The sequence below is a fragment of the Shewanella sp. Iso12 genome (genome assembly GCF_012030025.1).
GTDB classification, from domain to species: domain Bacteria; phylum Pseudomonadota; class Gammaproteobacteria; order Enterobacterales; family Shewanellaceae; genus Shewanella; species Shewanella algae.
On the sequence record NZ_JAAUHW010000001.1, the window covers coordinates 360,821 to 386,905 of the forward strand.

22 protein-coding genes are annotated in these 26,085 nt (G+C 55.1%); 7 read left to right on the top strand and 15 right to left on the bottom strand.

Features of this window, described 5'->3' with window-relative positions:
• Positions 1–174 precede the first annotated feature (174 nt).
• The 3 genes from HCX89_RS01615 to HCX89_RS01625 are packed head-to-tail and all read left to right on the top strand — an operon-like array spanning position 175 to position 2,125.
• A complete protein-coding gene (locus tag HCX89_RS01615; RefSeq protein ID WP_082050172.1) occupies positions 175–1,059 on the top strand; it encodes an AraC family transcriptional regulator in 885 nt (294 codons plus the stop codon).
• 2 nt (positions 1,060–1,061) lie between these two features.
• Positions 1,062–1,826, top strand: a complete 765-nt coding sequence (locus tag HCX89_RS01620) for an AzlC family ABC transporter permease (protein ID WP_234502508.1) — start codon at positions 1,062–1,064, stop codon at positions 1,824–1,826.
• Positions 1,823–2,125 carry an AzlD domain-containing protein gene (locus tag HCX89_RS01625; RefSeq protein ID WP_025886690.1) on the top strand — a complete coding sequence of 101 codons (303 nt, stop codon included), beginning with the start codon at positions 1,823–1,825 and terminating at the stop codon, positions 2,123–2,125. Before HCX89_RS01620 ends, HCX89_RS01625 begins: the two co-directional genes overlap by 4 nt.
• Before the next feature lie 4 nt (positions 2,126–2,129).
• Here HCX89_RS01625 and HCX89_RS01630 read toward each other — a convergent pair whose 3' ends face one another.
• The 7 genes from HCX89_RS01630 to agaR form a co-directional block, all read right to left on the bottom strand.
• Positions 2,130–3,497 carry an MFS transporter gene (locus tag HCX89_RS01630; RefSeq protein WP_167714855.1) on the bottom strand — a complete coding sequence of 456 codons (1,368 nt, stop codon included), beginning with the start codon at positions 3,495–3,497 and terminating at the stop codon, positions 2,130–2,132.
• 89 nt (positions 3,498–3,586) lie between these two features.
• The gene (gene nagA / locus HCX89_RS01635) at positions 3,587–4,774 is read right to left on the bottom strand and encodes an N-acetylglucosamine-6-phosphate deacetylase (RefSeq protein ID WP_099049507.1); all 1,188 of its coding nucleotides are present in this window, start codon (positions 4,772–4,774) and stop codon (positions 3,587–3,589) included.
• A complete protein-coding gene (locus HCX89_RS01640) occupies positions 4,758–5,765 on the bottom strand; it encodes an ROK family protein (protein ID WP_025886687.1) in 1,008 nt (335 codons plus the stop codon). Before HCX89_RS01640 ends, nagA begins: the two co-directional genes overlap by 17 nt.
• A gap of 3 nt (positions 5,766–5,768) precedes the next feature.
• Positions 5,769–6,974 (bottom strand): SIS domain-containing protein, encoded by a 1,206-nt coding sequence (locus tag HCX89_RS01645; protein ID WP_167714857.1) that lies wholly within the window; start codon positions 6,972–6,974, stop codon positions 5,769–5,771.
• 4 nt (positions 6,975–6,978) lie between these two features.
• Positions 6,979–8,253 (bottom strand): class II D-tagatose-bisphosphate aldolase, non-catalytic subunit, encoded by a 1,275-nt coding sequence (locus HCX89_RS01650; protein WP_167714859.1) that lies wholly within the window; start codon positions 8,251–8,253, stop codon positions 6,979–6,981.
• Between the two features lie 7 nt (positions 8,254–8,260).
• Positions 8,261–9,631, bottom strand: coding sequence for a Gfo/Idh/MocA family protein (locus HCX89_RS01655; protein ID WP_028780309.1), 1,371 nt, complete (start codon positions 9,629–9,631; stop codon positions 8,261–8,263).
• Positions 9,632–9,645: 14 nt separating this feature from the next.
• Positions 9,646–10,428 (bottom strand): transcriptional repressor AgaR, encoded by a 783-nt coding sequence (gene agaR / locus HCX89_RS01660; RefSeq protein ID WP_025009833.1) that lies wholly within the window; start codon positions 10,426–10,428, stop codon positions 9,646–9,648.
• Positions 10,429–10,765: 337 nt separating this feature from the next.
• Here agaR and HCX89_RS01665 point away from each other — a divergent pair, with 337 nt between their 5' ends.
• From HCX89_RS01665 to HCX89_RS01680, 4 genes are all read left to right on the top strand, one after another.
• On the top strand, positions 10,766–13,609 hold the full coding sequence (locus tag HCX89_RS01665) for a TonB-dependent receptor (RefSeq protein WP_167714861.1): 2,844 nt from the start codon (positions 10,766–10,768) through the stop codon (positions 13,607–13,609).
• Positions 13,610–13,933: 324 nt separating this feature from the next.
• A complete protein-coding gene (locus HCX89_RS01670; protein ID WP_025009831.1) occupies positions 13,934–14,239 on the top strand; it encodes an NIPSNAP family protein in 306 nt (101 codons plus the stop codon).
• 11 nt (positions 14,240–14,250) lie between these two features.
• Positions 14,251–14,796, top strand: a complete 546-nt coding sequence (locus tag HCX89_RS01675) for a GNAT family N-acetyltransferase (RefSeq protein WP_025009830.1) — start codon at positions 14,251–14,253, stop codon at positions 14,794–14,796.
• A complete protein-coding gene (locus tag HCX89_RS01680; RefSeq protein ID WP_167714863.1) occupies positions 14,747–15,301 on the top strand; it encodes a hypothetical protein in 555 nt (184 codons plus the stop codon). Before HCX89_RS01675 ends, HCX89_RS01680 begins: the two co-directional genes overlap by 50 nt.
• Positions 15,302–15,372: 71 nt before the next feature.
• Here HCX89_RS01680 and HCX89_RS01685 read toward each other — a convergent pair whose 3' ends face one another.
• The 8 genes from HCX89_RS01685 to oleD all read right to left on the bottom strand — a co-directional run bounded on the left by HCX89_RS01685 (position 15,373) and on the right by oleD (position 26,080).
• A complete protein-coding gene (locus tag HCX89_RS01685; RefSeq protein WP_028780314.1) occupies positions 15,373–16,080 on the bottom strand; it encodes a YafY family protein in 708 nt (235 codons plus the stop codon).
• Between the two features lie 228 nt (positions 16,081–16,308).
• Positions 16,309–16,692 (bottom strand): VOC family protein, encoded by a 384-nt coding sequence (locus HCX89_RS01690; RefSeq protein ID WP_025009828.1) that lies wholly within the window; start codon positions 16,690–16,692, stop codon positions 16,309–16,311.
• Between the two features lie 221 nt (positions 16,693–16,913).
• Positions 16,914–18,635, bottom strand: coding sequence for a phospho-sugar mutase (locus HCX89_RS01695; RefSeq protein WP_044734203.1), 1,722 nt, complete (start codon positions 18,633–18,635; stop codon positions 16,914–16,916).
• Positions 18,636–18,867: 232 nt separating this feature from the next.
• The gene (locus HCX89_RS01700) at positions 18,868–19,173 is read right to left on the bottom strand and encodes a hypothetical protein (protein WP_025009827.1); all 306 of its coding nucleotides are present in this window, start codon (positions 19,171–19,173) and stop codon (positions 18,868–18,870) included.
• A gap of 279 nt (positions 19,174–19,452) precedes the next feature.
• Entirely contained in the window at positions 19,453–23,010 is a 3,558-nt protein-coding gene (locus HCX89_RS01705; protein WP_167714865.1) for a M1 family metallopeptidase, read from the bottom strand.
• Positions 23,011–23,020: 10 nt separating this feature from the next.
• Positions 23,021–23,911: an ABC transporter ATP-binding protein gene (locus tag HCX89_RS01710; RefSeq protein WP_025009825.1), complete on the bottom strand. Its 891-nt coding sequence runs from the start codon at positions 23,909–23,911 to the stop codon at positions 23,021–23,023.
• Between the two features lie 198 nt (positions 23,912–24,109).
• On the bottom strand, positions 24,110–24,625 hold the full coding sequence (locus HCX89_RS01715; protein WP_025886653.1) for a rod shape-determining protein: 516 nt from the start codon (positions 24,623–24,625) through the stop codon (positions 24,110–24,112).
• A gap of 294 nt (positions 24,626–24,919) precedes the next feature.
• Positions 24,920–26,080 (bottom strand): 2-alkyl-3-oxoalkanoate reductase, encoded by a 1,161-nt coding sequence (gene oleD / locus HCX89_RS01720; RefSeq protein ID WP_144166234.1) that lies wholly within the window; start codon positions 26,078–26,080, stop codon positions 24,920–24,922.
• Positions 26,081–26,085 lie beyond the last annotated feature (5 nt).

Consider the following 26,085-nt stretch of genomic DNA (forward strand, 5'->3'; position numbering starts at 1 on the left):
CACTCAATCATACCTTAACACTTATTCTTGTTGCTTCATGGCGGCCAGGATTGGCCGTAACAATCCCCGGGGAGTCTTAGCTAATCAACCACTCGCCTGCGTGCAAAAATATCCAAAACAATGCCAGGTAAACTGGTTAATATGCAGGATAGAGAGACTGACAGGGGAATAAAGATGGCCGAAACAGCCAATGCACAGCAAAGCAAAGCGCTGCGCCACAAGTCCCGCAGGCAAGGGCGGGAACGGGCGACTTATCGTCTGGCCGAAGAACTTGGCGGCCTGGAAACTCTCAGTGCCAGCTATCATCAGCAGAACTTTGGCCGCCACAGTCATGAAGGCTTCACCTTGGGAATCATAGACAGTGGTGCCCAGCGGTTTTTCCGAAGTGGCGGAGATCATGTTGCCCCCAAACACAGCATCATTCTGGTGAATGCAGATGAGGTGCATAATGGCCGTTCGGCAACAGAAAATGGCTGGTCGTATCGGGCACTTTACCCTACCCCTGAGCAGTTTGCCGAACTGGCACTGTGCAGCAAGCAACAGGTGCCCTGGTTTGCCGAGCCTGTGGTACAGGACCCTCTATTGGCGCACCTGATAGCCATCACCCATGAAGCGCTCAACTATTCGAGTAATCGCCTGCAACGGGAAAGCCTCTTGTACGAAACCCTCAGCCTGTTGATGCTGCGTCACGGTCGGCTGAAGCCCGCTGCAGCTGTCCAGGCAGGCCCCCTGCTGAATAGGGCCAGGCAGTTTCTGGAAGACAGTTGCAGCAGTAACATCTCGCTCCAGGAACTGGCCAATCTGGTGCAGCTGCCACCTTTTGTGTTACTCAGGCAGTTCAGGGCACAATTTGGTTTAACCCCGCACCAATACCAGACTCAGGTAAGATTAATTCTGGCGCGAAAGTTGTTGCGGCTGGGTGCTTCCCCCATCCAGGTGGCACAGGACTCAGGATTTTGCGACCAAAGCCATTTGAACCGTCAATTCAAACGGGCATTCGGCACCACTCCGGGCCAATTTGTTCAAACAGAAAAATCATCAAGATGGAGTCAAGATTGACCATTCACAATCAGCAATCATCATGCATTCAGGAACTTAACCGGGGCCGCGAATTTTTACGGGGTACCCTGGCGGTAATGCCGCTGACTTTAGCTGTTATCCCCTGGGGAATATTGGCCGGCTCGCTGGCACTGGAAACCGGCCTCAGCGCCTTAGAGAGTCAAGCCATGAGCCTGTTTGTTTTCGCAGGCTCGGCGCAATTGGTCGCCCTCGGAATGATAAAGGCAGGTTCAGGCCTACTGGCCATTTTGGTTACCACGGCATTGATCACCTCGCGTCATCTGCTGTATGCCATGGCGATGCGTCCAGCCATCAGCCCCTTGCCACTGCGCTGGCGCCTGACACTGGGTTTTCTGCTCACGGATGAACTCTTTGCGGTGGCCAATCAAAGCAAGGAAAGTACCCTTAGGCCCTGGTACGCCCTGGGAGCTGGTTTGAGTTTTTATCTTGGCTGGAATCTGGCAACCCTGGCCGGAATTCTTGCCGGCAGCTCTATGGATAATCTCGGCTCTCTGGGACTGGATTTTGCCATCGCAGCCACCTTTATCGCTTTGGTGGTGCCGAGGATAGTCAATGTTGCCACCGCCTTATGTGTGCTCACGGCCATGTTGCTGAGCGTCCTGTGTGAAGCACTGGCTATCCCGGGAGGTCTGCTGATCGCCGCCGTAACCGCCATGGCTGTGGGGTATATCTATCAAAGCCTCTTGGGCAGCAGTCCAGTTAAACCGGTTGAGACAACACAAGATAAAGGCGAGGAGCAGGCATGATTTGGTTAACCATACTGACCATGGCGCTGTTGGTGATACTCAGCCGTTATGTACTGCTTGAGCCCGGGCTGCCGATACGGCTTGGCAAGAAAACCCAGGCTTTCCTTGGCTTTTCGGCGCCGGCGGTATTAAGCGCCATCTTCGCCCCCATAGTGTTTCTGCGAGACGGCGAGTTGCAACTGAGCCTGAGCAATCCCTACCTCAGCTGTGCCCTGCTGGCTGCCTTACTTGCACTGCTGACCCGCAACACCCTGCTGACCACTATCGTCAGCATGGCGGTATTTTTCTGGATCTACTGAGGTCTCAGTCAATCACGGCTTTGGTGGCGGCCGCTCCCGACCAGGCCCGCAGCTTGTGGCCGGCAACGGCGTAATAAAGGATCATCCCATAGCAGGGAAGGAGGATCCCGTAGGCGCTTTGATGGGGCACACCCTGATGCACCAAGGCGCCATAGAGCAAGGGCAGCAAGGCGCCACCGGCTATGCCCATGATGAGCAGTGCCGAGGCCACAGCAGTCAGGTGGCCGAGCCCTTCCAGCGCCAGCGGCCAGACAGCGGGCCAGACCAAGGCGTTGGCAAAGCCGAGTAGCGCAAGGTAAAGCAAGGGATCCGGCAGCGGCATTATCCCCAAAGGTTCGAGCAAGAGACTCGACAGCTGCATGCTGGTTTCATCCCCAAGCATGATCCCCAAAGTAAACACCAACCCAGCCAGCGCCGAGCCCACCAAGGCGCTGCGCTGACTCATCACTCTTGGGATCAAGAGTATGCCGAGCAAATAGCCCAGCACCATAAATCCCATGGTGTAGGAGGTTAGAATGCCAAATTCGGCCACTTTAAGATGCTGGCCATAGAGGCCTATGCTGTCACCGGCAATCACTTCGGCACCTATATACATAAAGAGAGTCAGTGCCCCGAGAATAGCCTGGGGATAGGCCAGAATGGCGCGCCAATCTGTTCTCGGTACCAAGCTGTCACAGCTTTTGGCCTGGCTGTCCTGTTCAAGTTGCAATTCGGGCAGAGGCGAAAATCGCACATACAGCAGCAACAGAGCCAAGACAACCGCCATAGCCAGGTAAGGCTGCACCAAGCGGGCAGACAGTTGCTCCAATGCCGCAGTGCGCTCAAGCTCACTGAGCTGTGCCAGCGCTTCCGGCGTAAAAGCATCCATACCTGTCAGCACCCAGGCACTGAACACTAGAGGGACAATAAAACCGGCGCCCTTGTTGACCACGCCCATACAGCTGATCCGCATGGCGGCGCTCTCTCGCGGACCAATGCAAACAATGTATGGATTGGCCGCAGTTTGCAGTATGGTAAGGCCGGTCCCCAAAACAAACAACGCCAGCAAAAACAGGCCAAAGGTGTGACTCAGCGCCGCAGGGATAAACAGCAGTGCGCCACTCGCCATTACCCCAAGGCCAATCTGTAGCCCGGCACGGTAACCGAAACGGGTCAACAGCCCGGACATAGGCAAGGCCATCACGAAGTAAGCGATATAGAATACAAAGGCCACCAGATAAGCTTGCAGCTCATTGAGTTCACAGGCGATTTTCAGAAAAGGGATCAGTGCACCATTGAGCCAGGTTACGAAGCCGAATACAAAAAAGAGTATTCCAATCAGCACCATGGGCAGTAAAGTGCCGCCTCCTTTATTCAGGGTGTTATTGTCCATTGTCGGCATCTCCTCTTGTTATTGTTATTCTCTGTCAATGATTATCCAGCTGCTGCCAAGGACAGATGCCCCTTGAAGCTGCTTATTTTTCAAACGCTTTTGCTGCGAACTTCGGCGCCCGCTGCGAGCCTGCCGCCTTGCCAGCGCTTTGACTGATACAGGGCATCGTCAAGCAGCAGCAAGTCAGCCCGCATGCCTTCGGCCAACATGCCTCTGTCATTCAGCCCGGCAAAAGCGGCCGGAGTACTGCTGGCCATGGCAACGGCCTGCTCCAGCGGGATCCCCAGCACCTTGACGGCATAGCGAACCGCCGTTGTCATCTCCAATACTGAGCCGGCCAAAGAGCCGTTGAGATCCCTGAGCTCAGTACCGCGGCGCACAACTTTACCGCCGAAAAATTCAAATTCCTGCTCTTCAGAGCCCACAGGCGACATGGCATCAGTCACCAGCATCAAACGTCGACTCCCCTTGGCACGCCAGGCGAGAGTGGCGCTGACCGGGTGCAGATGATGACCGTCGAGAATAATGCCGCAAAATGCCCTTGGGTCACTGAGCGCCGTTCCCACCATGCCAGGGGCACGCGACTCCAGCTGTGACATGCCATTATAAAGATGGGTAAAGCCGCTGGCTCCGGCATCCAGCGCCGCCATCACGGTCTCGGCGTTGGCATTGGAATGCCCCAACGACACTCTGACACCGAGCGCCACCAGGCGGCGAACATCTTCAGGCGCTACCCTCTCGGGAGCCAGAGTCACCACACAAACACCCAGTTGGGACACAGCCTCGGCGTAGAGCGCCAACTCAATATCGCCAAGCTCCCTTAAGCGGGCTTCACTGTGGCAACCCTTGCGCTCCAGTGACAGATGCGGCCCCTCAAAATGGATCCCGGCTATGCCGTCAAGACTGGCTTCCCTGGCGCTGATGGCCGCCGCAAGTGCCGCTTGCATTACCCTGATATCGTCGCTGATAAGCGTCGGCAACATGCTAGTGGTGCCGAAACGGCCATGGGCGTCCAACATCAGCTTAAGCGTCTCAACGCTGGGCTGCCGGTTGAACATGCAGCCACCACCACCGTTGACCTGAGTGTCAACAAAACCGGGAACCAGAAGGCCTGCATAGTGAGTTGCCGCCTCACCTTCCTTGGGCGCCTTGGCAATGGTATGAATACGGCCATCGACTATCCGCAGCCAAACCTCATTACTGCGGCTCATTTGCGGCCCGAGCAGGGCACCATAGGCACCAATCCAGAACGGGGCCTTGTCAGTGTTGCTGTTCATGCCAACCTCCGGTTAACAGAGTATCCATATCCGCTACCTGCTCGTTGGCGCTCACGCTATTGCTCTGTTCCACTCTAGTCGCCAGCGCCTTTCCCAGCATGGCGGCGCCGCGAACGCCACTGGCGGCGCCGAATTGAGCGGCGCAAAACTCGGGCAACTGCACCCCATTGAACATATGCCTGGCGGTAGCTTGTGGCAGCGCCGCCAAAATTTCCGGCACTTCGCTCAAGCCGCCGCCGAAGACAAAGATGTCCGGATCCAGACTGAGGATCTGCCCGGCCAACACACTGCCCAGGGCATCCAGATAAGCATCGAAACTGCGTTTGGCTATGGCATCACCGGCACGCAGCGCCGCCAGCCAAGCGTATGTATCACCCTCGCCGCCAAACGCCCGGTAGATACGACCAAGGCCTGTGCCCGAGACATAGGTTTCGGCGCAGCCTTTGAGGCCACAGCCGCAATCGTAAAGCGGCAAGCCATGGCGCAGCAGCACGCTGGCCGCCATACCCTGATGGCCGAACTCACCGGCCAGACAGTGGGCGCCGGTGATCAGTCGCCCTTCGATACAGATCCCGCCGCCAAGCCCGGTACCGAGTATGAGCCCAAGAACTCTGGCATGATCTTTCCCGGCTCCCAGCAAGGCTTCGGACAGGGCGAAACAACGGCAATCATTGCCAAGAGCCACAGGACGCGACAACAAGGCGCCCAGATCTTCGGCCACTTTACGCTGATTGAGGCAAGGTACATTGCTGGAGACCACAGTGCCATCGGCGCGGATCACCCCGGGCAGGGCTATCCCCACAGTGCCCGGGATGCCGGACTCGGCCGGCCAGCGCCTGTCGGCCTCGCTTATCTGCAAGGCGAGTGAGGCCAGAAAGCTCTGATAATCGTCACCCTGAGTCGCAATGCGCCATTTATCCAACAGACGCAATTGTGGACTGAACACCGCCAGTTCTATCTTGGTACCACCGATATCCACACCGTAGTACATGGCTCAATCCTCTGTGTTATCCAGGCTGCCGGGCCGAGTATAAACCGCAAGCGAATGCAGCTTCACCCCCTGCACCACTCTATTGACCTGGCCGCTGGGACAGGGATTATCCGGTGACACCCCAAGCTCCAACGCCTTGTAAAATGCAAGTAGCTGACAGTAAACAATAAAGGGCAGTGTCAACCAAGCCTCTTCCAGACTGGCCTGACCATCTTGGGCCAGAGCCTCTTCACTCAGATAACAGATATCCAGCGCCCGCTTATCGGCGCGCAGCTCTGCCAGAAGATCCAGATCGTAGGCTCTGGCATAGGGCTCAGAGCTGCCGAGCAGCACTATCTGGGTATCTTCATTTACCAGTGACTTGGGGCCGTGACGAAACCCCAGCGGACTCTCAAAACTGCTGATCACTATACCGGCCGTCAGTTCAAGGTACTTGAGCGCCGCCTCCTGAGCCGCCGCCTTGAGCGGCCCGGCGCCGAGGAACACTATCCGCTTGCAGCAATGGCCCGCGGTTTGCTGCACCCCGTCGAGCCGGGTTTCGAGCAGTTGCTCCGTCAGTGTCAGCACCCTGGATAGCGGTTTGTCTTCCTCGGCAAACAACAGCAGGGTCGCCAGATACATACAGCTGAAGCTGCTGGTCATGGCAAAGCTGCGATCGTGGCTTTCTTGGGGCATCAACCACAAACAAGCCTTGTGACTGTGTTCGGCCGCATAGCTGGCCAAGGCTCCCTCAGGGTTACAGGTCAGCAGCAGATGACTGACATCTGTCAACAACTCCTCGGCCAACGCCAGCACAGCCAGGGATTCAGGGCTGTTTCCAGAGCGGCCATAGGAGACTATCAGAGTCGGCTGTAACGGGTTGAGATGCAGCCTGGGGTGAGAAACAATATCCGTGCTGGACAAGGCTTCCACCCTCTGGCCCGGCAATCTGAGTTGCCGCTGTAAAAAGGCTGCCAACGCCTCGCCGATATAAGCCGAAGTACCCGCGCCGGTGAGAATAATCCGCAGATTGTCCTTGGCCAGCAAGGGATTGAGAAAAGCGCTGAGCTGCGCTTCCCTATGTTTGAAATCGGCCTGTAATTCGCGCCAGAGTGTCGGCTGCTGGGCTATCTCGATCGCCGTCCATTTGCCGCTCTCCGGCGCTTGCCAAAGCGGGTTGGCGGCAGATTTTGGATACAAGTGGGTCTTTGATAGGTCACTGACTTGCATTGATTTATCCTTCGATGGCAGCAGGCTGACAGGCGCTGGCATAACGGTTAAGCACCAAGCCGATATGATGGAGTACCAGCTCAATCGCCGTGGCAGGCAGCTCGCCTCTGACCACGGCCGGATAGGCCAGCGGCAGATATTGGCTGATAAGGGGCTCGGGAATGGGGTTTGCCAGATTGGCCAGCAGCTTGTCTATGGTCAGTGACAATTCGGGCCAGTAGTAGCGGATCCTGTCACTGTAACTGAATCCCAGTTGCCAATCCCGCAGCGCAGGATCTGTATAGAACGACTGCCAGTATTTGGGCTCAGATAGCATCTTCTGCTCACACAGTGCTCTAAGCCCTGAGCGTTTCGCCGCCGGCACCAGCAAGGCCTCGATATGATCCAGGGCAAACAGCCCCTCGCGCAGGGCAAAAGTCAACTGCGGCCCCACCTTGAGAATGGCAAAATGGCCGGCCACCAACTGGGCGTAATGCTCCGGCAATTGATAATCTGTGGAGTGGGCTTCAAACACCAGGTTGGGCTGCTCGCGAATAAAGCGGCTCTGCTCTTTGGTGAGCGTATCATCATACTGATGTACCCCGGCATTGCCGAACTCCACCCCTGGCTGCACCACCAGCGCAATCACCCGCTGCCAAACCTCCTCCCCAAGCCCTTCGGCGGCAAAGGCCTGTTTGTGGGCGCTAATGGTGTGTTTTATCGCCGCGACCGGGGTGATCTGCAGCCCCTCCTCCAGCGAACTGACACCACCGGGAGCGGGTACTTCAGTGCCTATTACATAACAGAGCTGTTGCCCCGGCGCCTTGGCCGCTTCTGCGGCGCGGCACAGTCTGGCGGCGCGCGCGGCAATCACCTCATCGGCAAGGGGCGTTTGTTCCTGATGACAAGCCATGCTGGCATCCAGATGAATTTTACAAAATCCCGCCTCGACATAGGCCCGCACCATGGCTTCGGCCTCAGCCATCGCCTGCTCGGCAGTCAGGTGCTTCCAGGCCACCGGCCCCAGGTGATCGCCGCCGAACAGCAACTGCGCTTCGGCAACACCTTCACTTTGGGCCAGGATCTTCACAAAGGCGATAAAATCGGCGGGGGTCATGCCTGTATAGCCGCCGTGCTGATTGACCTGGTTGGCCGTAGCCTCAATCAGCAAAGGCGCCCGTTGCCGCGCCGCATGACGCAAAGCGGCGCGCAGTACCAGCGGCTGGGCCGAACAGACGGAATAGATCCCCGCCTGCTGCCCGGCCTTGTTGGCCTCAATAATGGATTTGAGTGCAGACATGCTTACCTCAACCTACAATGCCAAGCGGTTTGGCACTCTGCCACACGCCACGGGTAAAGTCGGGGAAATCCTTGGAGTTACCGCGATCGGCCACTGAAGCCGCCGACAGAGGCTGCACCGCAGACCAGGCCGCACCGTCATACACATCCTGATCCAGCGGCTCGCCGTTACGCAGGCAGTAGATCATTCGCCAGCACATTAAAAAGTCCATGCCGCCATGACCGCCGTTCTTTTCGGCCGCCTCGCCCATCTGCAACCACAGCGGATGGTCATACTTGGCATACCACTGGGTCATATCCTGGTCCCAATGGTGGAAGCTGCCACTGCCACCCTGCTCCAGCGCTATGCGGTTGGGGAAACCGGCAAACACCCCATTGGTGCCCTGAATCAGGTTATGGCGGCTGTAAGGACGCGGCGTTGTGGTGTCGTGTTGCACCATGATGGTTCGGCCTTTAACCGTCTTGATAAGACTGGTATTGATATCACCGCAGATATAGTTGAGCTTGTTGCGGGCATGGTCGGCGGGGAATTCACGCTTGGCATAGGCTGCGCGCCCAAGCGACGGGGAGCTCATGGAAGTGAGATAGTCGAACCTGTCCCCGCGGTTGATATTCATGTACTGGGACACAGGCCCCAAACCATGGGTAGGATACAGGTTACCGTCAATCAAGGCGTGATACTTGGTGCGCCAGGAGCCCGTCTTGCGATCTATCTCCTTCATCTGCCAGCGCAACTCGTGAATATAAGCGGCCTCACCGTGCAGCAGTTCGCCGAACAGCCCCTGGCGTACCATGTTGAGCACCATCAGCTCGTCGCGACCGTAGCAGACGTTTTCCATCATCATGCAGTTGCGCTGGGTTTGCTCGGCTGTGTCCACCAGATCCCAGAGCTGCTCCATGGTGATCCCCATAGGCACTTCAACAAAGGCGTGTTTGCCGGCCAGCATAGCCTCTTTGGCCATGGGGTGGTGCCATTCCCAAGGTGTGGCAATGACCACTATGTCCACATCCTGGCGTGCCAACAATTCACGATAGGCGTGTTTGCCCTGGGAATAATAACCGGGCTGGGCCAAGCCTGCGTCACTCATTACCTTCTTGGCACGTTCTATGACCAGGGGATCGGTATCGCAGATAGCTGTTACCCTGGCGCCCTCTATGTTGTTGAAATGGTGAATGAACCCCACACCTCGCTCACCGACGCCGATTAGCCCCACCCGCACTTCAGCCATTTTCGGAACCACCAGCCCCATGACAGATCGGCCACTGGCCTTGGGTGCCAGCGCAGATGAACCGGCATTGGCGGCGCAGCCAGCCAGCGCCGAGGCAGCAGCTGTGGCCACCGAAGCTTTCAGAAAGGAACGACGATCAAAACCAGACATAACTTCTCCCCTTGTTATTTGTTTTTATCTATCAGGTGCAGCTGCACCCCTTGCTTGGTGAGTTCTTCCACATAGCGCTCGGGAATGCCGCTGTCGGTCACCAGTTGCTGGATCTGCCGACTGGCACAAATGACATGAAACGCCTGTTGGTCGAATTTAGATGAATCGGTAACCACTATGATCTCGCTGGCAATCTCACACATCATGCGGTTGAGACTGGCTTCCTTCTCAAAATGGGTGGTGAGACCTGCCTTGAGATCAAAACCATCCACCCCGAGGATCAGCTTGTTGAAGTTGTAATCCCTGAGGCTCTTCTCGGCGATGGAACCATAGAAAGACATCGACTTCTTACGCAGCAAGCCGCCGGTGAGCATCACCTCAACGTCGTCGGAACGCGCCAGCTCAGTGGCTATGTTAAGGCCGTTGGTCATCACAATAAGATCTTGATGTTCAAGGAGGTTGGCCGCGACTTGCTGGGTAGTGGTGCCCGAGTCCAGCAACAGGCGGTCGCCATCATTAACCAAAGAGGCCGCCACCTTGCCCAGCTCCTGCTTCAGTGCCGAATAGCAGTGGCCCTTCTCTTTCAGTGACAGTTCACGAATAAGGTCGGAGTTGACCATGGCGCCGCCGCGGGAGCGCACCAACAATTGCTTTTGATCCAATACCGCCAGATCCGAGCGTATGGTGACTTCCGAGACCCCGAAGCGATTTGCCAGCTCGGTGACCGACACCTTTCCCTGTTGCTGGGTCAGCCGGACTATCTCCTGCTGCCTCTCAATAGTGTTGAGATTATTCACTGCACTCTTCCTGTTTTGTTTGTTGCGCTCTGGAGCAGGTGAACCTGCACTGGCTTTCGAAAGCTTTCAATCTACTAGCAACGTCGTCAAATCATAACAACAATTCTTATACCACAACGACTTAAGCCAAAACCAACAACAAACTTTCACTTTCAACTAGCTAAACTATGCACCAAACCGAAAACAATTAAAAGACATTTTACATTTTTTTATTGATCACCCAGAGTTTTTAACGCTATAAATAAGCAATCGAAAGTATTTCGCTGTTTCTAATGCTTTCGAAAAACAACAAAAGCGAAAGGCATTAAGCCTGATAAAAACAAACAGCGGGGAACCCATGAAGCTCTTAGCCACCCAACCTGCCCTAATTGCCCTGGCAGTTGCCAGTGCGCTGGCAACACAGCCGGTTACGGCCAATGACGAGTCCGACAAGGAAAACAAGGCTCAAACACAACAAAACTCAGCTCAACAGCAGGATGCTGAGCTGGAAAGGATCCAGGTAACGGGTATCCGCTCAGCCATTAAGGAGTCGCTGTTTCTGAAACAGAATGCCACCGCAGTGGTGGATCTTGTGGTGGCCGATGACATAGGCAAGTTTCCGGATGAAAACCTGGCCGAAGCACTGCAACGTATTCCCGGGGTGACCATTACCCGCAACGGCGGCGAGGGACAGAACATACTGATCCGCGGCCTGGGGGACGGCTACAACATCACCACCCTCAATGGCCGCAAGCTGGCGTCGGACAACGCCGGGCGGGACTTCAACTTTGACACCATAGCCTCGGAGCTGGTCAATGTGCTGGCGGTTTACAAGTCTCCCGAAGCGCGGCTCACCGAGGGAGGCATAGGGGCAATTGTGGATATTCAGACCCGCAAACCTTTGGATTTGGACGGTTTTACCCTGCAGGCCTCGGCCAAGGGTATCTATGAGTCGCGCACCGAAGACCTGCACCCGCACGCATCTCTCATCATAGGCGACAAGTCCGATGACGACAGTTTCGGCGCTCTGTTTTCCGCCGTTTACTCCAAGAAAACCCTCAGGGCCGACACCTATTCCGCCGATGGTTTTTTCGATGAAGAGGAAGGCTGGGGTGTCGACAGCGCCGGGGTGCCGGTAGACACCAACGGCAATGGTGTGATTGATGAAGGCGAAATCTACGCCTCCCAAATACCAAGCTACATGTACTATGCCAACGCCCAGGACGTACGCGAACGCATCGGTGGCACCCTGGCGCTGCAATGGCGGCCTCTGGATAATCTGGATGTCAATTTCGACGCCCTCTACTCTCGCTACAATACCGATGGACACAAATACCAGATAGGGTTTGTCAACTACGACGAGGAGTGGACACCGGGTACCCCGCTGTTCAGCGATGCGCAGTTCGATGAGCTGGGGCGAGTGGTTTCCATGCGCCAGCAGGGCGACAACACTATGGTGGAGCTGCTTAACCTGAGCACACCGCGCAAGACAGACACCTACCAACTGGCACTGAATACGGCGCTGTTTATCACCCCCAATTGGTCGGTCACCGCCGATCTTGCCTACTCGGCCGCCAAGAACAAGAACAAGGGCGACAATCGCTTCATCGTCGCCCGAGGCTTTGTCGACAGCATAGATATCGACTACACCAATGGTCAGATGCTGCCGGATGTGGTGATAGGCCCGGGACTCACCAGCGAGCAGACCTATGGTGCACACTACAGCCTAAACAGTGGCACAGGCGTGGATGACAAGGTAACGGATCTTAAGCTGATGACCCAGTATTTGCCGGAAAGCGGCTTTATCAGCAAGCTGGATGCCGGGATAAACTATGTCAAACAGGTCAAGAGCCAGAATGAGTTCAGATCGAAAAACCCCAGCCAATTCAGTCGCGGCGGCTACTATCTAACCCGCGACGGTTATGCTTTTGACGGCTCGGGAGTCTTCACTCAAGGCGAGTTTGAGCTGTTCCAAATTCCGGGCAATGTGTTTGTGCCCGCCAACTTCGATAACTTCCTCGACGGCGAAAACAGCATCTCACCGGATCCCTGGCCCAGCTTTGACTATGACAAGTTGCTGGAATACTACCGCTCCATCAACAGCGATGCCGCCAATGAGGCCATAGTAGCCAGTGCCAATCAGGCCGGTACTTATGAGGTAAGCGAGGCTGTGACCTCGGCCTATGTGCAGATAACGATTGAAGAGCTGCTGTTCGATCTGCCCTATATGCTCAATCTGGGGGTCAGGGCCAGTCGCACCCAAGTCGATTCCGAAGGCTTTGGCTATGACTTGAGCAAGGTAGTGCTGGATGATGCCGGTCAGCCGCTCAACGATGACTGGCGCACCGTCAGCCCGGTAAACTACAGCGACAGCTATACCAACATATTGCCAAGCCTCAACTTCAAGCTGAACCTGCAGGACGATCTGCTGCTGCGTATCTCGGCCGCCGAAGTATTGAGCCGCCCGTCACTCTACTCGCTCAGAGTCTGGGCCGCGCCCAACTTCACCAGTCAGGAGCAGGGCTTACCAACTCTGGTGCGCGGTAATCCCGGGGTTGAACCCGAGCAAGCCAAACAGGCGGATCTGGCGCTGGAGTGGTATTACGGCGACAGCAGTTCACTGAGCGGCGCCCTGTTCATCAAGGATATCGATTCCTTTATCTCTGATGAAAAGACCCCCATGGAGGTCGATGGCAACCGTTACCTGGTAAGCCAGCCGGTTTCCGGACAGTACGGTGCCAAAGTGCAGGGCTTTGAAATTGCCTGGCAACAATCCCTCGAACAGTGGTTGCCTGAGCCATTCAACGGCTTTGGCTGGCAGCTTAACTACACCTATGTGGACAGCCGTTATGACGATCCTGAGCTGAAAGCCAAGGAGCTGCCCTTCAAGGGGATGTCCGAGAACTCCTACAATGCCGTGCTCTACTATGAGCAGTATGGTTTGCAGGCGCGCCTTGCCTATAACTGGCGCAGCAAGTTCCTGGTGGATCCGGATGCCTGGGGCGGCCCGGCCTGGATAGACGACTACGGCCAGTTGGATGCCAGCATCAGCTACGACATCACAGACAACTTGACCCTGTTCAGTGAAGCCTCCAACCTGACCAACAACCGCTACTCCGGTTACATCAAGCGCGAAGATCAGGTGAATTATCTGGAACGCTTCGGTACCCAGATAGCCGTGGGTATTCGCGGCAGCTTCTAAAAACAGAGTTTGGGTGAAAGGATAACGCCTTCCGCCCAAACTCCATGTCGGCCCGGGAAACCGCCATATAGCCTGGGCTGACATCTTCCAAATCAATCCTTCAAGCCGATGATTCTTAATTAAAAGCTACTCTGTTGCTCCCAAGTCACCCACTTGCTTAACAAGCAAAGCCTGGGTTAGTCTCTAGCACTCCTTTTAACACCCGGCTGACAAAAGTAGATACGATTCAGCCGACTCAGCATCTGGCATAGAAGGCCGGCTTCAAGGAATTGGCCGGGCGGTTAATCCCAAGCACTTCCCCCAAAATCAAAGGACTCGAAAACTGTGATCACCTGCTATATCAAATACGTCATCAAACCCAAGCAACTGGCCGAATTTGAACGCTACGCCAAAATGTGGATCCCCTTGGTGGAAAAGTTCGGCGGCACCCATAATGGTTATTTTCTGCCGAGCGAGGGTGCCAGTAATATCGCCCTGGCTCTGTTCACCTTCCCGAGCCTGGCAGAATACGAAAGCTATCGCAATCGAGCCAAAGACGACCCTGAGTGTCAGGCGGCGCTGGTATTTGCCGAACAAACCGACTGCATTGAAAGTTATGAGCGCAGCTTCTTTCGGCCAGTGCTCGGTTAAGGAGAACGAAGATGCCTTCAAGCTTGTTTGCCCCGACACTCGAGACTTCGAGACTCAGGCTCCGGCCGCTGCAAGTGCAGGATGCCGATGCCCTGCTGGCGATATTTTCCGATCCCGAAGTGATGAAATACTGGAATACCGCGCCCTGGACCCATAGCAGCGACGCGCTGGATTTTATCTCTGCCGCCAAGCAGGGCATGACCAGGCAAGAGGGCATCACCCTTGGCATATTCCAGCGGGATACCTGTGAGCTGCTGGGGAAATGCATGTTGTTCAGCTATGACAGCGGCTCCAAACGGGCTGAGATAGGTTTTGGCCTGGGCAAAGCCGCTTGGGGCAAAGGCTATATTCAAGAGGCCGGCGAAGCCCTTATCGACTATGGCTTCAACACGCTTAAACTCAGACGCATCGAGGCCGAGATAGATCCCGGCAACAGTGCATCGGCCAAGGCTCTGGATAAACTCGGCTTCATCCGGGAAGGTTTGCTGCGCCAGCGCTGGCAAATCAATGGTGTTATTTCAGATTCGGCGCTCTATGGGCGACTGGTCAGCGACTGACCATGGCTCTGCATCAGGCGGCGCAGAATGGTATCGGCTGTTTGGCGCCGGTGAAGCTATGGCGCAAATGAGTGAAACAATAAAAGGACTCGATAGTTTGGATAGTTTGCTTGATACGCTGGGGATGCTGAAGAAGTTCCAAGACGATTTATACTGCAATCCACCGGCAACAGAGGCGCAAATCGATCAGTTGCTTAATGTCTGGGAGTCTATTCCACCAGGTTCACTGCCCCGCGATTATCTGGATTTGCTCAGGTATGCCAATGGCATCCAAATTAACAATGTCATCCTTAACTCAATCGACGAACTATTGCACTGCAGCCTGGAGCAGGATGACTTTTTACAGCTGGGCCATGAAGGCAACCTGGACAGCATAGTGTTTCACCTCCCCAGTGCCGAATACCGGGTAGTGAATTTTTTCGACTTACGGGAAACCTTTGAAAGCTTTGATTACCTGAAAGATTTGATAGCTTACCTGTTGCGGGAGCAAGGAATAATGTCTTAGGGGAACTGACATTTTGAATGTTCAAAGTTGGCTTTTCACGCCAGCGCCCTGTCGGTCAAGCGTCAGTAAGATCAGCTTTCGCCCTGGCTTTGCTCCTGTCTTTGATAGTCATCCTCCATACGGCGGACAAAGTCCTCCATCTCCTGGCCCGGGGTAATGGGGAAACGCTCCGGCAACTGTGACAGATTAACGATACGGTCGACCCGAAAGGAGCGAAAGTCGTCTCTCAGTTCACACCAGGCCAACAAGGTCCAGGTGCCGCGCCAAAAGTAGATAGCCAGCGGCCTTATTTTGCGCTGACTGGCGCTGCCTTTTACATCCTGATAGTCGAGCAACACAAAGTGGCGCAGCCTGGCGGCAATACGCAGTGGGTCAAGATAAACAAACTCTTGCTGATCCAGATAAAAGTCCGGTGAGAACATCAAACTCTGCAGCGCCCGCAAACGCTCAGGCACCACGGCTTCGACCTTGATAAGCGCCTGTTTGGCCGCCTTGCCCAGCTCATTGCCGCCCCAGGTCTGCACCATGCGGATCCCCAGTTGAATCGCTTCCAGTTCGGCCTCATTGAACATCAGCGGCGGGACACTCACCTCCTGACGCAGCAGATAGCCAAGCCCGGCCTCCCCTTCGATGGGGATACCACTAAGACAGAGATCCTGAATATCCCGGTAGATGGTTCTGACAGAGACTTCCAGGCGCTCGGCCAATACGGCCGCAGTGGTCAAACGGCGGTGGCGCAGGATCTGCACTATCTGAAACAAACGGTCGGCGCGGCGCATAACTTAATACCATTCCTTATAGCTGTTTGATTTGAATTCCAAAGTTTGGCTTGAAACGCCAGGCTTACAGCGCAGACCAATGACGATTTATCCCTATACACCATGCATTGCCCTACTAGCCTGCCACCCTTTCATTCTTGCCGGCTGAGTAAAAGCCTATGCGCTATGGTATTCATTCAAGCAAAGACCGACATTGCGTCGGTCCCGATAAAGATAACAGCGCTGAGCTTACAACTGCATGGCCCACAAGCCAAGTCGGTTGCCTTCGGAATCGGCTATTTGGGCACAATAGCCGCATTCACCTTCCTTGATGGGCATAGGTGGCAAGAGGATTTGCACACCCTGTGCTTCCAGCTGACCTATGGTGGTACCCAGCTTGTCACCCAGGTGGAGGTAAACCACGGATGCCGTCATTGAAGGGGCCATCTGTGGGTGTTTAATCAGCCCAAAGCAAGCGGTATCACCACTGGTGCGGCTGACGCTGACATACTCACACTCAGGCATAGGGTCTTCGCTGCAGTGCAGCCCCAGCACCTCTTGATAAAAACGCTTGGCGCGAGCCATATCGGCAACCGGGATCTCACTCCAGACCAAAGGGATTTCTGCTGACATTTTCACATCTCCATGTTGATTCAGTTGTGGCAGGAGGACCATCCTCCGCCGTCCTGACAAGCTTGGCTCTCAGGACGAAAACAAGTATGCACTGGTGCTGCTGACAACCTGTTGTCAGTAGTCTGAGCGAAAACACCAATAAAATTTGTATGGGAGTAAACGACAAAAGGCCCGCAGTGCGGGCCTTTATCTATCTTCTCAGCGGTTTTCCGGGTAGTAGGTTACTTGGGCAGTGACGCCTGATGGCCGCTGACGAAGGCATCCAGCGCGGCTCTGGCCCGGCTTTCGGCATCTGCCAGGCTGTCGCTTGCCTGCATAGGCTCAACCACCTCGTAATAACACTTGATCTTGGGCTCGGTTCCCGAGGGCCGCACTATCACCCGGGCACCGCCTTCAAGGTGGAAGGTCAGCACATCACTGGCCGGTAATTCGATGATCTCCCGCCGCCCATCGGCGTAACGCCGCTCGGCCGATTTGAGATCCTCGGTCACCAATACCGCCATACCCGCAATGGACTCGGGGGGATTGGCCCTCAGATGGGCCCCGATATCCGGCGTTCCCGGCTTGAGCGCTATGCTCACCTGAGTATTGAGGTGCAAACCATAGTCGCGATAGAGTTCTTCCAGTCTGTCCCAGATGGTTTTGTCCTGCGCCGCCAGCTCGGCAGTCAGCTGGGCAAAAGCCACCAGCGCCGACAGGCCGTCCTTATCCCACACCATGCTGCCCACTGTGTAGCCCAGCGCCTCTTCATAGGCGAACAGGAATTTATTGCTGTCGCTCTGTCGCTGCATACCAACATTGGTGAGCCATTTGAAACCCGTGAGCGTGGTATAAAACTCACCGCCCTTGGCCTTGGCGATTTTGGAGAGCAAGGTTGAAGAGACTATGGTGGTTCCCAGTAGACGCTGATTAGCCGGCGCCTTGGACAATAGATAGTGGCCCAGCAAGGCCCCCACCTGATCGCCGGTGAGCATTTGGTACTCGCCATCATCACGGCGCACTGCTACCGCCAGCCTGTCGGCATCCGGATCGTTGGCACAGGCCAGCAGCGCCTGATGCTGCTTGGCCTCGGCGATCACCAGATCCATGGCGCCCTTCTCTTCCGGGTTGGGGAACTTAACCGTTGGGAAGTCACCGTCCGGTTTTTCCTGGGCAGCGACAGAATAAACCTGAGTAAAACCGGCATCCTTGAGCACTGTCTTGGCCATTTCTGCGCCAACACCATGCATGGCGGTATAGGCCAGGCTCACCCTTTCGGGCGCCGTTTTGTGCTGCAAAACATCGGCATGGAACACACCGCGGCGATAGTCCTGATAGAAATCATCCTGCAGCCAAATGAGTTTACCCTGCTTGGTGGCTTCACTCTGCTCCAGCCAAGGCAGCTCTTCGTTGGCAGCCTTATCTATGCAGGCAGCAATACCTGAGTCGTGTGGCGGAATGATCTGCGCGCCGTTACCCCAATAGACCTTGTAGCCATTGTATTGCGGCGGGTTATGGCTGGCGGTCACTACGATGCCGGCGGCAGCTTCAAAGTGTTTCACCCCAAAGGCTACCAGCGGCGTGGCGGCCACTTTGGCGGTGAGTCGCACCTTAATCCCCATGGCGGTCAACACGCTGGCGGCATCATGGGCGAAGGTACGTGAATCATGGCGGCCATCGAAACCTATCACCACACCGCGGCTGGCGGCATCTTTAACCTGGGCGAGCAGATACTGCCCCAGGCCCGCTGTGGTTTGGCGGATAACCAAACGGTTCATCCGCATTGGACCGGCGCCGACCACGCCCCTGAGACCGGCGGTGCCGAAGGCCAAACGGCCGGCAAAGCGGGCGGCCAATTCAGTTTCATTGCCTTCGGCTTTAAGACTCAATAGCTCATCCCGGGTTTTAGGGTCGGGATCTTTGTCCAGCCAATGTTTCAGTTGCAGCTCCAGATGAGTATTCATAGGTGGCCTCTTTGACAATCAGTTTCATTCCAAAGTAAGAAAAACTCAGGTCCGCGACAAGTGAATTTGCATTAATTTTATGATTTTGTTCGGACTTTAAAGTAGGCCCTCCTACTTAAGTCAGCCCTTTGCCATCAGTATGGCTAGTATGCAGTGGCAATGAGAACTCTTGTAGAGCGGGCTCCCGGCTTTTATAACACCTGTGACTTACAAACAGATAGGTGCAACTATTTCAGCGGGACATATTGATGGAGATAACGTTATTGAAGATCTCCTTGTCAAATTGCTGCTCCAGTTGTTGCCGCCAGGGCATGGGACAGACACGCACCAGGAAGAACTGTTCCCGGGAGGTATCTGTCACAAATGCCATGCCGTGCTGCATCAATTCATAGTGGATATCATGGACAAACACCATGGAGAAATTCTGCCTGCCGGTAAGCTGGTTGATATCCTCACGGCTCATGCTGACCCCATGCTCTACCTGCTCGAAACGCTTGTAAAGCCAGTCGGCAAACTCTTTGGCACTGACCATAGACATAATCCCATTCCTTATAGAAGTTTGAGTCACTCAAAGCGCTGTCAGCCGTTCGAGTACCAGCCGGATTGGCGATAGCATAGTGATTCTATGGCGAGTCAGGTTAGGCGGTAATCGACTGGCCATATCCATAAACTATAGTCGAGCCCGGAGTGCCGGGGAGATGAATGGCAACCTGCCTGAGACAGTCGCTGAGTTCACTGACAAAGCCCAAATGTAAAAACGCCCCACAAACCTGATTGCGGGGCGTTTTGTCAAATAGCCAAGTAGGCCGTTAAAGGATCAGAGCTTGAAAATATTGTCTTCCGAGTCCCGGTCCACCAACTTGATGAAGGGATCGACCCCGACATAGGCAGGTTTTTCGCTCAGCACCAGTTCGAGATGATTCTCTCCGCTCTTGAGCCGATATTTGTGCAGCGACAACACCTGCTCATCCTGTTTGAGCTTGTCCGGGTTGACCTTGAAGGCGCCTATATCTATCCACTCGTCCAGCGGTACCTCCTGCTCAGCGCCCTTCTCTGAAGCGACCCGGCGTTGGGCATAGATATCCAGACTGACTTTAAACTGGCCTTCCGGCGTTTCGGTTACCTTGGCCTCGGTCAGACGCAGGTCATAGAGGCTGATTTCAGAGAAGGAGTCCTCAATGAAACGCGCCTCGGCGCCGTCCGTATCCCGCTTCAGATAGCTGAGCAGGTCCAGAGTGGTCGGGAAAGGATCGCCGCGGAACTTGTAGCGCTCAAGGAATGCCTTCAAATTGGCATTGAGCCGTTCTTCACCCAGGCGGTCACGGATCCCCATCATGATCACCGAGCCCTTCTGATAATGGATATAGCCCTGCCCTTCACTGCGCAGTAGCGGTTGCTCGCCCTTGCTTTCCGATGAGCGACCTCGCAGGTAGCGGTCAAGCTCATACTTGAGGAAGCGGCGCAGCATCTGCGGGCCATACTTGTGCTCCATCACCATCAGCGCAGAGTATTGCGACAGGCTCTCGGAAATAACCGCACTGCCCTGTACATCGGCAGCGCCAACCTGATGCCCCCACCACTGGTGTGCCACTTCGTGGGCCGTCACATAATAAACGGGGTCAATATTGTCCGAATTGCGCAGGTCGGTGATAAAGCCGATACGCTCAGAGTAAGGCACAGTGTTGGCAAAACTCTGGGCAAAGGAGCGATAACCGGGAAACTCTACTATACGCAGTTGCTTGTGTTGATAGGGACCAAAAGCCTGGGTGTAATAGTCGATAGAGTCTTTCACCGACTCTATCATTCGCTCCACGTTCCAATAGTGGGCCGAATGGTAGTACACCTCGATCACTATGCCCTTGTACTGCTGCCGGTCCACTTCGAAACGTCCGGAGAGGATCGAATAGAAGTTAACCATGGGGCTATCCATCTTGTAATGGAAGAAGTTGCGACCATTTTCACGCCATTGCCGCTGCAGGTATCCGGGCACCAGTGCCATCTGCTGGCCTGAGGTGGAAACCGTGGCTTCAAAGTCGATAAAGTCGCCGTCTACGCCAAAGAAGTTCTGCCGATAAAAGCGCGTGTCTTCCAGCTTATTGGCTCTTGGTTTGTCTTCAAGACCACGTTTCTCACGCTCGTGGCGATCGCTGAGTTCATAGCCTTCCTGATACCCAAACTGAGGCAGCAGCTCGATATTATTGATAAAGGTGCCGTTTTCGACCACAGACAGATCGAAGTTGGACTCTTCAACCCCTTGGGTTTCCCGAATCAAATGAATGCGGCCACTGATTTTCTCCCCCGGCGGCAACGGCTTGTCAAACACCAGCCAACTGACATTGAATTTATCGTCAAACTCGCCCAGAGTCGCCCCCGGCAAGGTGATGCTGAGATCTTCCGCGCGGGTGTGGGACGGTAGACTGACCAGCAATTTGCTTATCGGCTTGTCCTGTTTGTTGACCCAATCAAGCTTGATATCTGCCTCGATTCGCCGTGACTCGGGATAGATATCAATGTCGGCCTTGACCGCAGTGGTGGTCAGCACGGGCAAAGACGCGTACTGCTTGAATTTCTTCTCATAGTCGGCGCGCAGGTCGGTTTCCTCATCATTGGTATAGTAATGATTGACCACCTTGGTCTGGTAGAAGAGATAGCTGCCGCTGGCAACAAACAGCAGTACCCCAAAGGCCGCCAGCAAGCGTCCCTTGGCCCCCAGCTGACCGCCAAGCAGGGCAAACCTGTGTTTCAGAGACTGTTTCGGCCCCCTGTGATAGAGGCCATAACCCAGCACAAACAGCAGCAGTGAGAAACCGCCCCAATAGAGCATATACAGGCTGTGGCTCAAGAGTCCCCAGCCGTAACCGTTCATATCCGAATAGGCCAGATAAGGAGAAGCGCCGAAGTTGTACAGCGAATGGCCGAATCCCCAACTTGCCATCACAAAGGTTGTCAGGTAGTAGGCAACAAACAGCCCCATACCGGCATACTTGTTCGGGCTGAGCACCTGAAAGAAGAACGCCAGAACCGCCGACATCAGCAGTGGCAACAGATAGTAGAAGCCCAACCTGATGGCGTATTGAGCCAGTTCGAGATTGTACTGCCCCTTGATCAGTTGGAAAGTAATTGTGGTCAGGGTCGCCAACAGGTACAGCAGCGCCATCACCAACACCACAGCCACCAGTTTGGAGGTCCAGAACACCAGATTCGGCACCGGCAGACTGTCGACTATGTCCCCCATTCCGGAGTTGCGCTCACGCCAGACAATCTCGGCGCTGTAGTAGATGAGTACTATCACCATCAGCAAGCCGGTGGCCCCGGCAATATTATCGACCATGTCCTGGGTCAGCGGCCAGTTGGAGGTACCATACCAACCAAAATCACCGAACATGGGCCCGACCAGGTTAAAGACGGTGAGCAGTCCCAAAATCACAAATGGTGCTGTGTAGAGCACCTGGCGGATTTCAAAGCCGACTCGGGCCTTGAACTGTGCCGAAGTCGATGGCGAGCTTGCGCGGCTCAGTTGCTGCAAGGGCTGCAATGCCGGGGTTGCAGACTGCTTGCCGGCGCGTTTGTCCTTCTTGCGAGTAAGTGTTGGTTGGCGCCAGACCTTGGCTACAAGCAGCAAGATGACCGCCAGAGAAAGCCACATGGCGCGGTTGCTGAGCATAACACCGGTCAGCTCCACCAACTGGGTGTTTTTCTCGGCTATGGTCCAGTAACGGGTAACGTCGGCAAAGGTGCGCAGTGCAAAGGGATCCAACATGGCCGCCAGCGTGCGAAACTGCGGCTGACTGGCCAGTTCGCCGGTGAGGTTGTAGATGATAAGCAGTGCTACGGCTGTCAGATACAAACCCATCATGGAGCGAAAACGGCTGGCCATGGCATAAAACAGCGCCGATATCAGCAGCAGGCTCGGCGCGGCCAACAGCAGCAAGGGCAGCAGATAATAGCTGAGCCGATTTTCACCGAAACGGCTGGCATCGACCCAAGGCATAAATGAGCCGAGCCACATCGCCAGCGGCACCATGGAAAACACCGCCATGACCACCAGATAACTGCCGAAAAAACGCCCCAACTGATAGGCCAGCGGAGTCAGCGGTTTGGAATAGATCAGTTCCTCCATCCCGTGCTGCTGGTTGCGCACCGCTGTACTACCGACAAAGTTGACCACGGCAAACATGGAGATAAAGCTCATGATCAGCAGGGTCTGAGCAATGCTGAAAGGGCTGTTCTTCAGCACCTCACCGCCACCACCTATCTGCACATTGTTGGATACAATGGATAGAAAGCTGATTAAAAACAACAGCAAAGAAACAACATAAAAAGATGGCTGCCGCAGATAGTAGCGCCATTCAAAGCGTAACATGGAAACAAACATGGGCAGTTCCTCAGGCAGCCTGAACCGGCTTGCTGTTGCGGTGGCGATGCAGGGTGCTGAAATAAAGATCTTCCAACCCCGGCGTTGCCTGAGTAAAACCTTCCGGCGCCGAATCGGCCCAGACATGCAGCACAGTGCGCCCGGCAAACAGGCGTTTGGCAATCACATTGAGCTGTTGTTCAAGCTCAGTGGCTTCGGCCTGGCTGACGGTGCGAGTCCAAATTTTTTGCTCCAAAGAGGCCACCAACTCCATGGGATTGCCCTGCAGCAGGATCTGACCACCGGCGAGCACCGCCATATTGGCGCAAAGCTCCGAGACATCTTCCACTATATGGGTCGAGAGGATAATCACCTTCTCTTCCCCCAGGCTCACCAACAAGTTGTGGAAACGGTTGCGCTCCTCAGGATCCAAGCCGGCGGTGGGTTCGTCGACAATCAACAGCTTAGGGTCGCCAAGCAGCGCCTGCGCAATCCCGAAACGTTGACGCATACCGCCGGAAAAACCGCTGACCGCCTTGTTCTTGTGTTGATAAAGGTTGGTGTGTGCCAGTAAGCCATCCACCATCTCACGCCGCTCACCCTTGTTGTTGATCCCTTTGAGAATAGCCAGGTGATCGAGCAAGTCCCAGGCGCTGATCCTGGGGTAAACGTTAAAATCCTGCGGCAGATACCCCAGGGTCTGGCGCAATTTTTGCGGCTGTTTGAGAATGTCTATGCCGTCGAAACTAATGCTGCCGCTATCGGCACTTTGCAATGCGGCTATGGTGCGCATCAAAGAGGATTTGCCTGCACCGTTGGGGCCGAGCAGACCAAACATCCCTTTGTCTACCTGTAGATTTACATTATCCAGTGCCTTAACACCGTTGTCATAGGTCTTGCTTAGGGCTTCGATACTGAGCATAGTTTCCTCATGCCGGAGAGATAAATGAATACCAAGCTAGCATGATTTAAACTTTACAACTTGCAAAATTTGTAACAAAGATTCAAACATTTAACATACTTTGTTCGCTAACGCCGATAACCTTTTGCTGTACAGTTTCTCGGCGGCGCAGAGATGCCGCCAGTGATGGATTGCAATATGTGCGGTACTTTGGCTCGACTAAAAAGCCTTCACTTGCTGCAGTTTCAACCCATTGAAATCCTGCTGCCCTGTGAGTCTCGGCCCCTGGTAAACCAGGCTGTCTTTTGCGCCGGCAGCAAAGGCGAGTTCCTGCAAGGCGCGCTCTTCTATCATGGTCAGACCGCCGGCATATTCGTCGCTTGGCTGGATGATAAGCAAAGGCGCCTTGGCAAAAAGTTTTCGCGGTAGTACCCGCTTAACCAACTGTTTGAGCAGAATTTCGGCCAGGTAAAAGTCCGCCAACGGGGTACGGACATGGTCGAATGGATTGAGGCATTTCACTCCCTTGGTCGCGGCCAGTTGCCGCGCTTCATCGCCCACTGCCAACAGCTTGAAACTGCCCTTGTTATCCTGCTGCACTGCCACCTCAGGAATGGTCTCAAGACTGACTTGCCCCAGACTATGGCGACTGTCGGCAAGGGTGAGCCTGATACGTTTGGCGTTGAACTCGATATAAATAAGCGCCGGCTTTGTGCCGGGCAACAGCGACAACATGTTATTTCCTTATGATTTTCCTGAGTTTAGGGAAGGTGCGAACAAGTCCCATGTGTGCTCTGTGTCGGCTTACAGGCCTGGATGCAAGGCGTGGTTCGCAGCCAATGGCCTTAGTCCTTTGCAAGAAGCACAACACAGCAGGCAGGTCTGTAAGCCACGCCCTTCGGGGCTTTCACAGCAACCGGCTCTCTGCGTTATCCGACTTTGACAGGCCCCGGCATGCCTTCAGTCAGATGCCTTGAACGCCAATTGCTGTGTAAGCCAGAGTGCCACGAGGACTTATTCGCACCTTCCTTAGTTCGAGTGGCCAAGAGAGCGCCTTAGCTTATTCATCCCCTGCTCCATACTGACGATGACCCTGTAATCCAAGTCGCGCTTGGCGGCTGAGATGTCGTAGTAATGGCTGCAGGAAAGCTGTTTGGCGACAAAGCGGGTCATCAGCGGCTCCTGCTTGATAGCCAGCAGTCGGTATATTCCTTCGAGCATGGCGCCAATGACGTAGGCCAGAGTGGCCGGTACCCGCTTTTCCACCGCGGGTAAGTTGTCACAGGCAAGAATGCTGTCGAGCATGGCCGCCATAGTAAGGGGCTGATCGTTACTGACAAAATAGGCCTTGCCATTGCAGCGACAAGGTTCAGCCAGCAGGCTCCTGGCCGCGCTCAGGTGGGCAAAGGCGGCATTGTCGATATAAATGGTGTCCACCAACTTATCGTCATGACCCACCAACTTGAGCCGGCCCTTGCGGCCTCGCTCCAGCACGCGGGGCACCAGATGAGGATCGCCAGGCCCCCAAATCAGGTGCGGCCGAATGGCCACTGTCTTCAAGCCGTTTTGGGCGCTGGCCAGCACCAACTCTTCCGCTTCCGACTTGGAGGCGCCGTAATGGTTGAGATAACGCCTGGCGTAGGGAACCGACTCATCGATACCGGCCTCATCCTTGCCATCGAAAGTGACACTCGGCGTGCTGGTATAGACCAGATAACCAATCCCCAATTCACGGGCGCAGGCGATGATGTTTTCGGTCCCCAACACATTGGGGCGAAAATAGCTTGCTCTGCTGCCCCAGACTCCGGCCTTGGAGGCAACGTGAAAGATAAGCTCACAGCCACCGAGGGCTTGTTTCAGTGCCTGCTTGTCGCAAATATCGGCGCGCACCATGGTAGCGCCCATGGCCTCGAGCGCCGGATAATGGCCCCTGGCCACCCCCACTACCTGAATACCGGCGGCCAGCAGCGGCCGACATATGGCCTGCCCCAAAAAGCCTCCCGCGCCTGTCACCAACACCCGCTTGACTCGAGTCGCGAGTTCCCTGGCCAGCGCCAACAGCTCGGGATGAAGTTCATCATGCCCGGTTTCTTGTGACAAAGCCGTAGTCTCTTGTGACAAAGCCGCGGGCAAATCCTGCGACGAGGCTATTGACTCAGGTGATTGAGATTGTGGTGCAGATGTGGCCATAGTGG

Bases quoted from the DNA above. Each gene is read 5' to 3' on its own strand.
- HCX89_RS01650 (WP_167714859.1), bottom strand. From the start codon at position 8,253: ATGTCTGCACTCAAATCCATTATTGAGGCCAACAAGGCCGGGCAGCAG.
- HCX89_RS01710 (WP_025009825.1), bottom strand. From the start codon at position 23,911: ATGCTCAGTATCGAAGCCCTAAGCAAGACCTATGACAACGGTGTTAAG.
- HCX89_RS01655 (WP_028780309.1), bottom strand. From the start codon at position 9,631: ATGTCTGGTTTTGATCGTCGTTCCTTTCTGAAAGCTTCGGTGGCCACA.
- HCX89_RS01690 (WP_025009828.1), bottom strand. From the start codon at position 16,692: ATGTCAGCAGAAATCCCTTTGGTCTGGAGTGAGATCCCGGTTGCCGAT.
- HCX89_RS01715 (WP_025886653.1), bottom strand. From the start codon at position 24,625: ATGTTGTCGCTGTTGCCCGGCACAAAGCCGGCGCTTATTTATATCGAG.
- HCX89_RS01700 (WP_025009827.1), bottom strand. From the start codon at position 19,173: ATGTCTATGGTCAGTGCCAAAGAGTTTGCCGACTGGCTTTACAAGCGT.
- HCX89_RS01680 (WP_167714863.1), top strand. From the start codon at position 14,747: ATGGTGTTATTTCAGATTCGGCGCTCTATGGGCGACTGGTCAGCGACT.
- HCX89_RS01645 (WP_167714857.1), bottom strand. From the start codon at position 6,974: ATGCAAGTCAGTGACCTATCAAAGACCCACTTGTATCCAAAATCTGCC.
- HCX89_RS01625 (WP_025886690.1), top strand. From the start codon at position 1,823: ATGATTTGGTTAACCATACTGACCATGGCGCTGTTGGTGATACTCAGC.
- nagA (WP_099049507.1), bottom strand. From the start codon at position 4,774: ATGAACAGCAACACTGACAAGGCCCCGTTCTGGATTGGTGCCTATGGT.
- HCX89_RS01640 (WP_025886687.1), bottom strand. From the start codon at position 5,765: ATGTACTACGGTGTGGATATCGGTGGTACCAAGATAGAACTGGCGGTG.
- HCX89_RS01675 (WP_025009830.1), top strand. From the start codon at position 14,251: ATGCCTTCAAGCTTGTTTGCCCCGACACTCGAGACTTCGAGACTCAGG.
- HCX89_RS01685 (WP_028780314.1), bottom strand. From the start codon at position 16,080: ATGCGCCGCGCCGACCGTTTGTTTCAGATAGTGCAGATCCTGCGCCAC.
- HCX89_RS01615 (WP_082050172.1), top strand. From the start codon at position 175: ATGGCCGAAACAGCCAATGCACAGCAAAGCAAAGCGCTGCGCCACAAG.
- HCX89_RS01630 (WP_167714855.1), bottom strand. From the start codon at position 3,497: ATGGACAATAACACCCTGAATAAAGGAGGCGGCACTTTACTGCCCATG.
- HCX89_RS01695 (WP_044734203.1), bottom strand. From the start codon at position 18,635: ATGAATACTCATCTGGAGCTGCAACTGAAACATTGGCTGGACAAAGAT.
- HCX89_RS01665 (WP_167714861.1), top strand. From the start codon at position 10,766: ATGAAGCTCTTAGCCACCCAACCTGCCCTAATTGCCCTGGCAGTTGCC.
- HCX89_RS01705 (WP_167714865.1), bottom strand. From the start codon at position 23,010: ATGTTTGTTTCCATGTTACGCTTTGAATGGCGCTACTATCTGCGGCAG.
- oleD (WP_144166234.1), bottom strand. From the start codon at position 26,080: ATGGCCACATCTGCACCACAATCTCAATCACCTGAGTCAATAGCCTCG.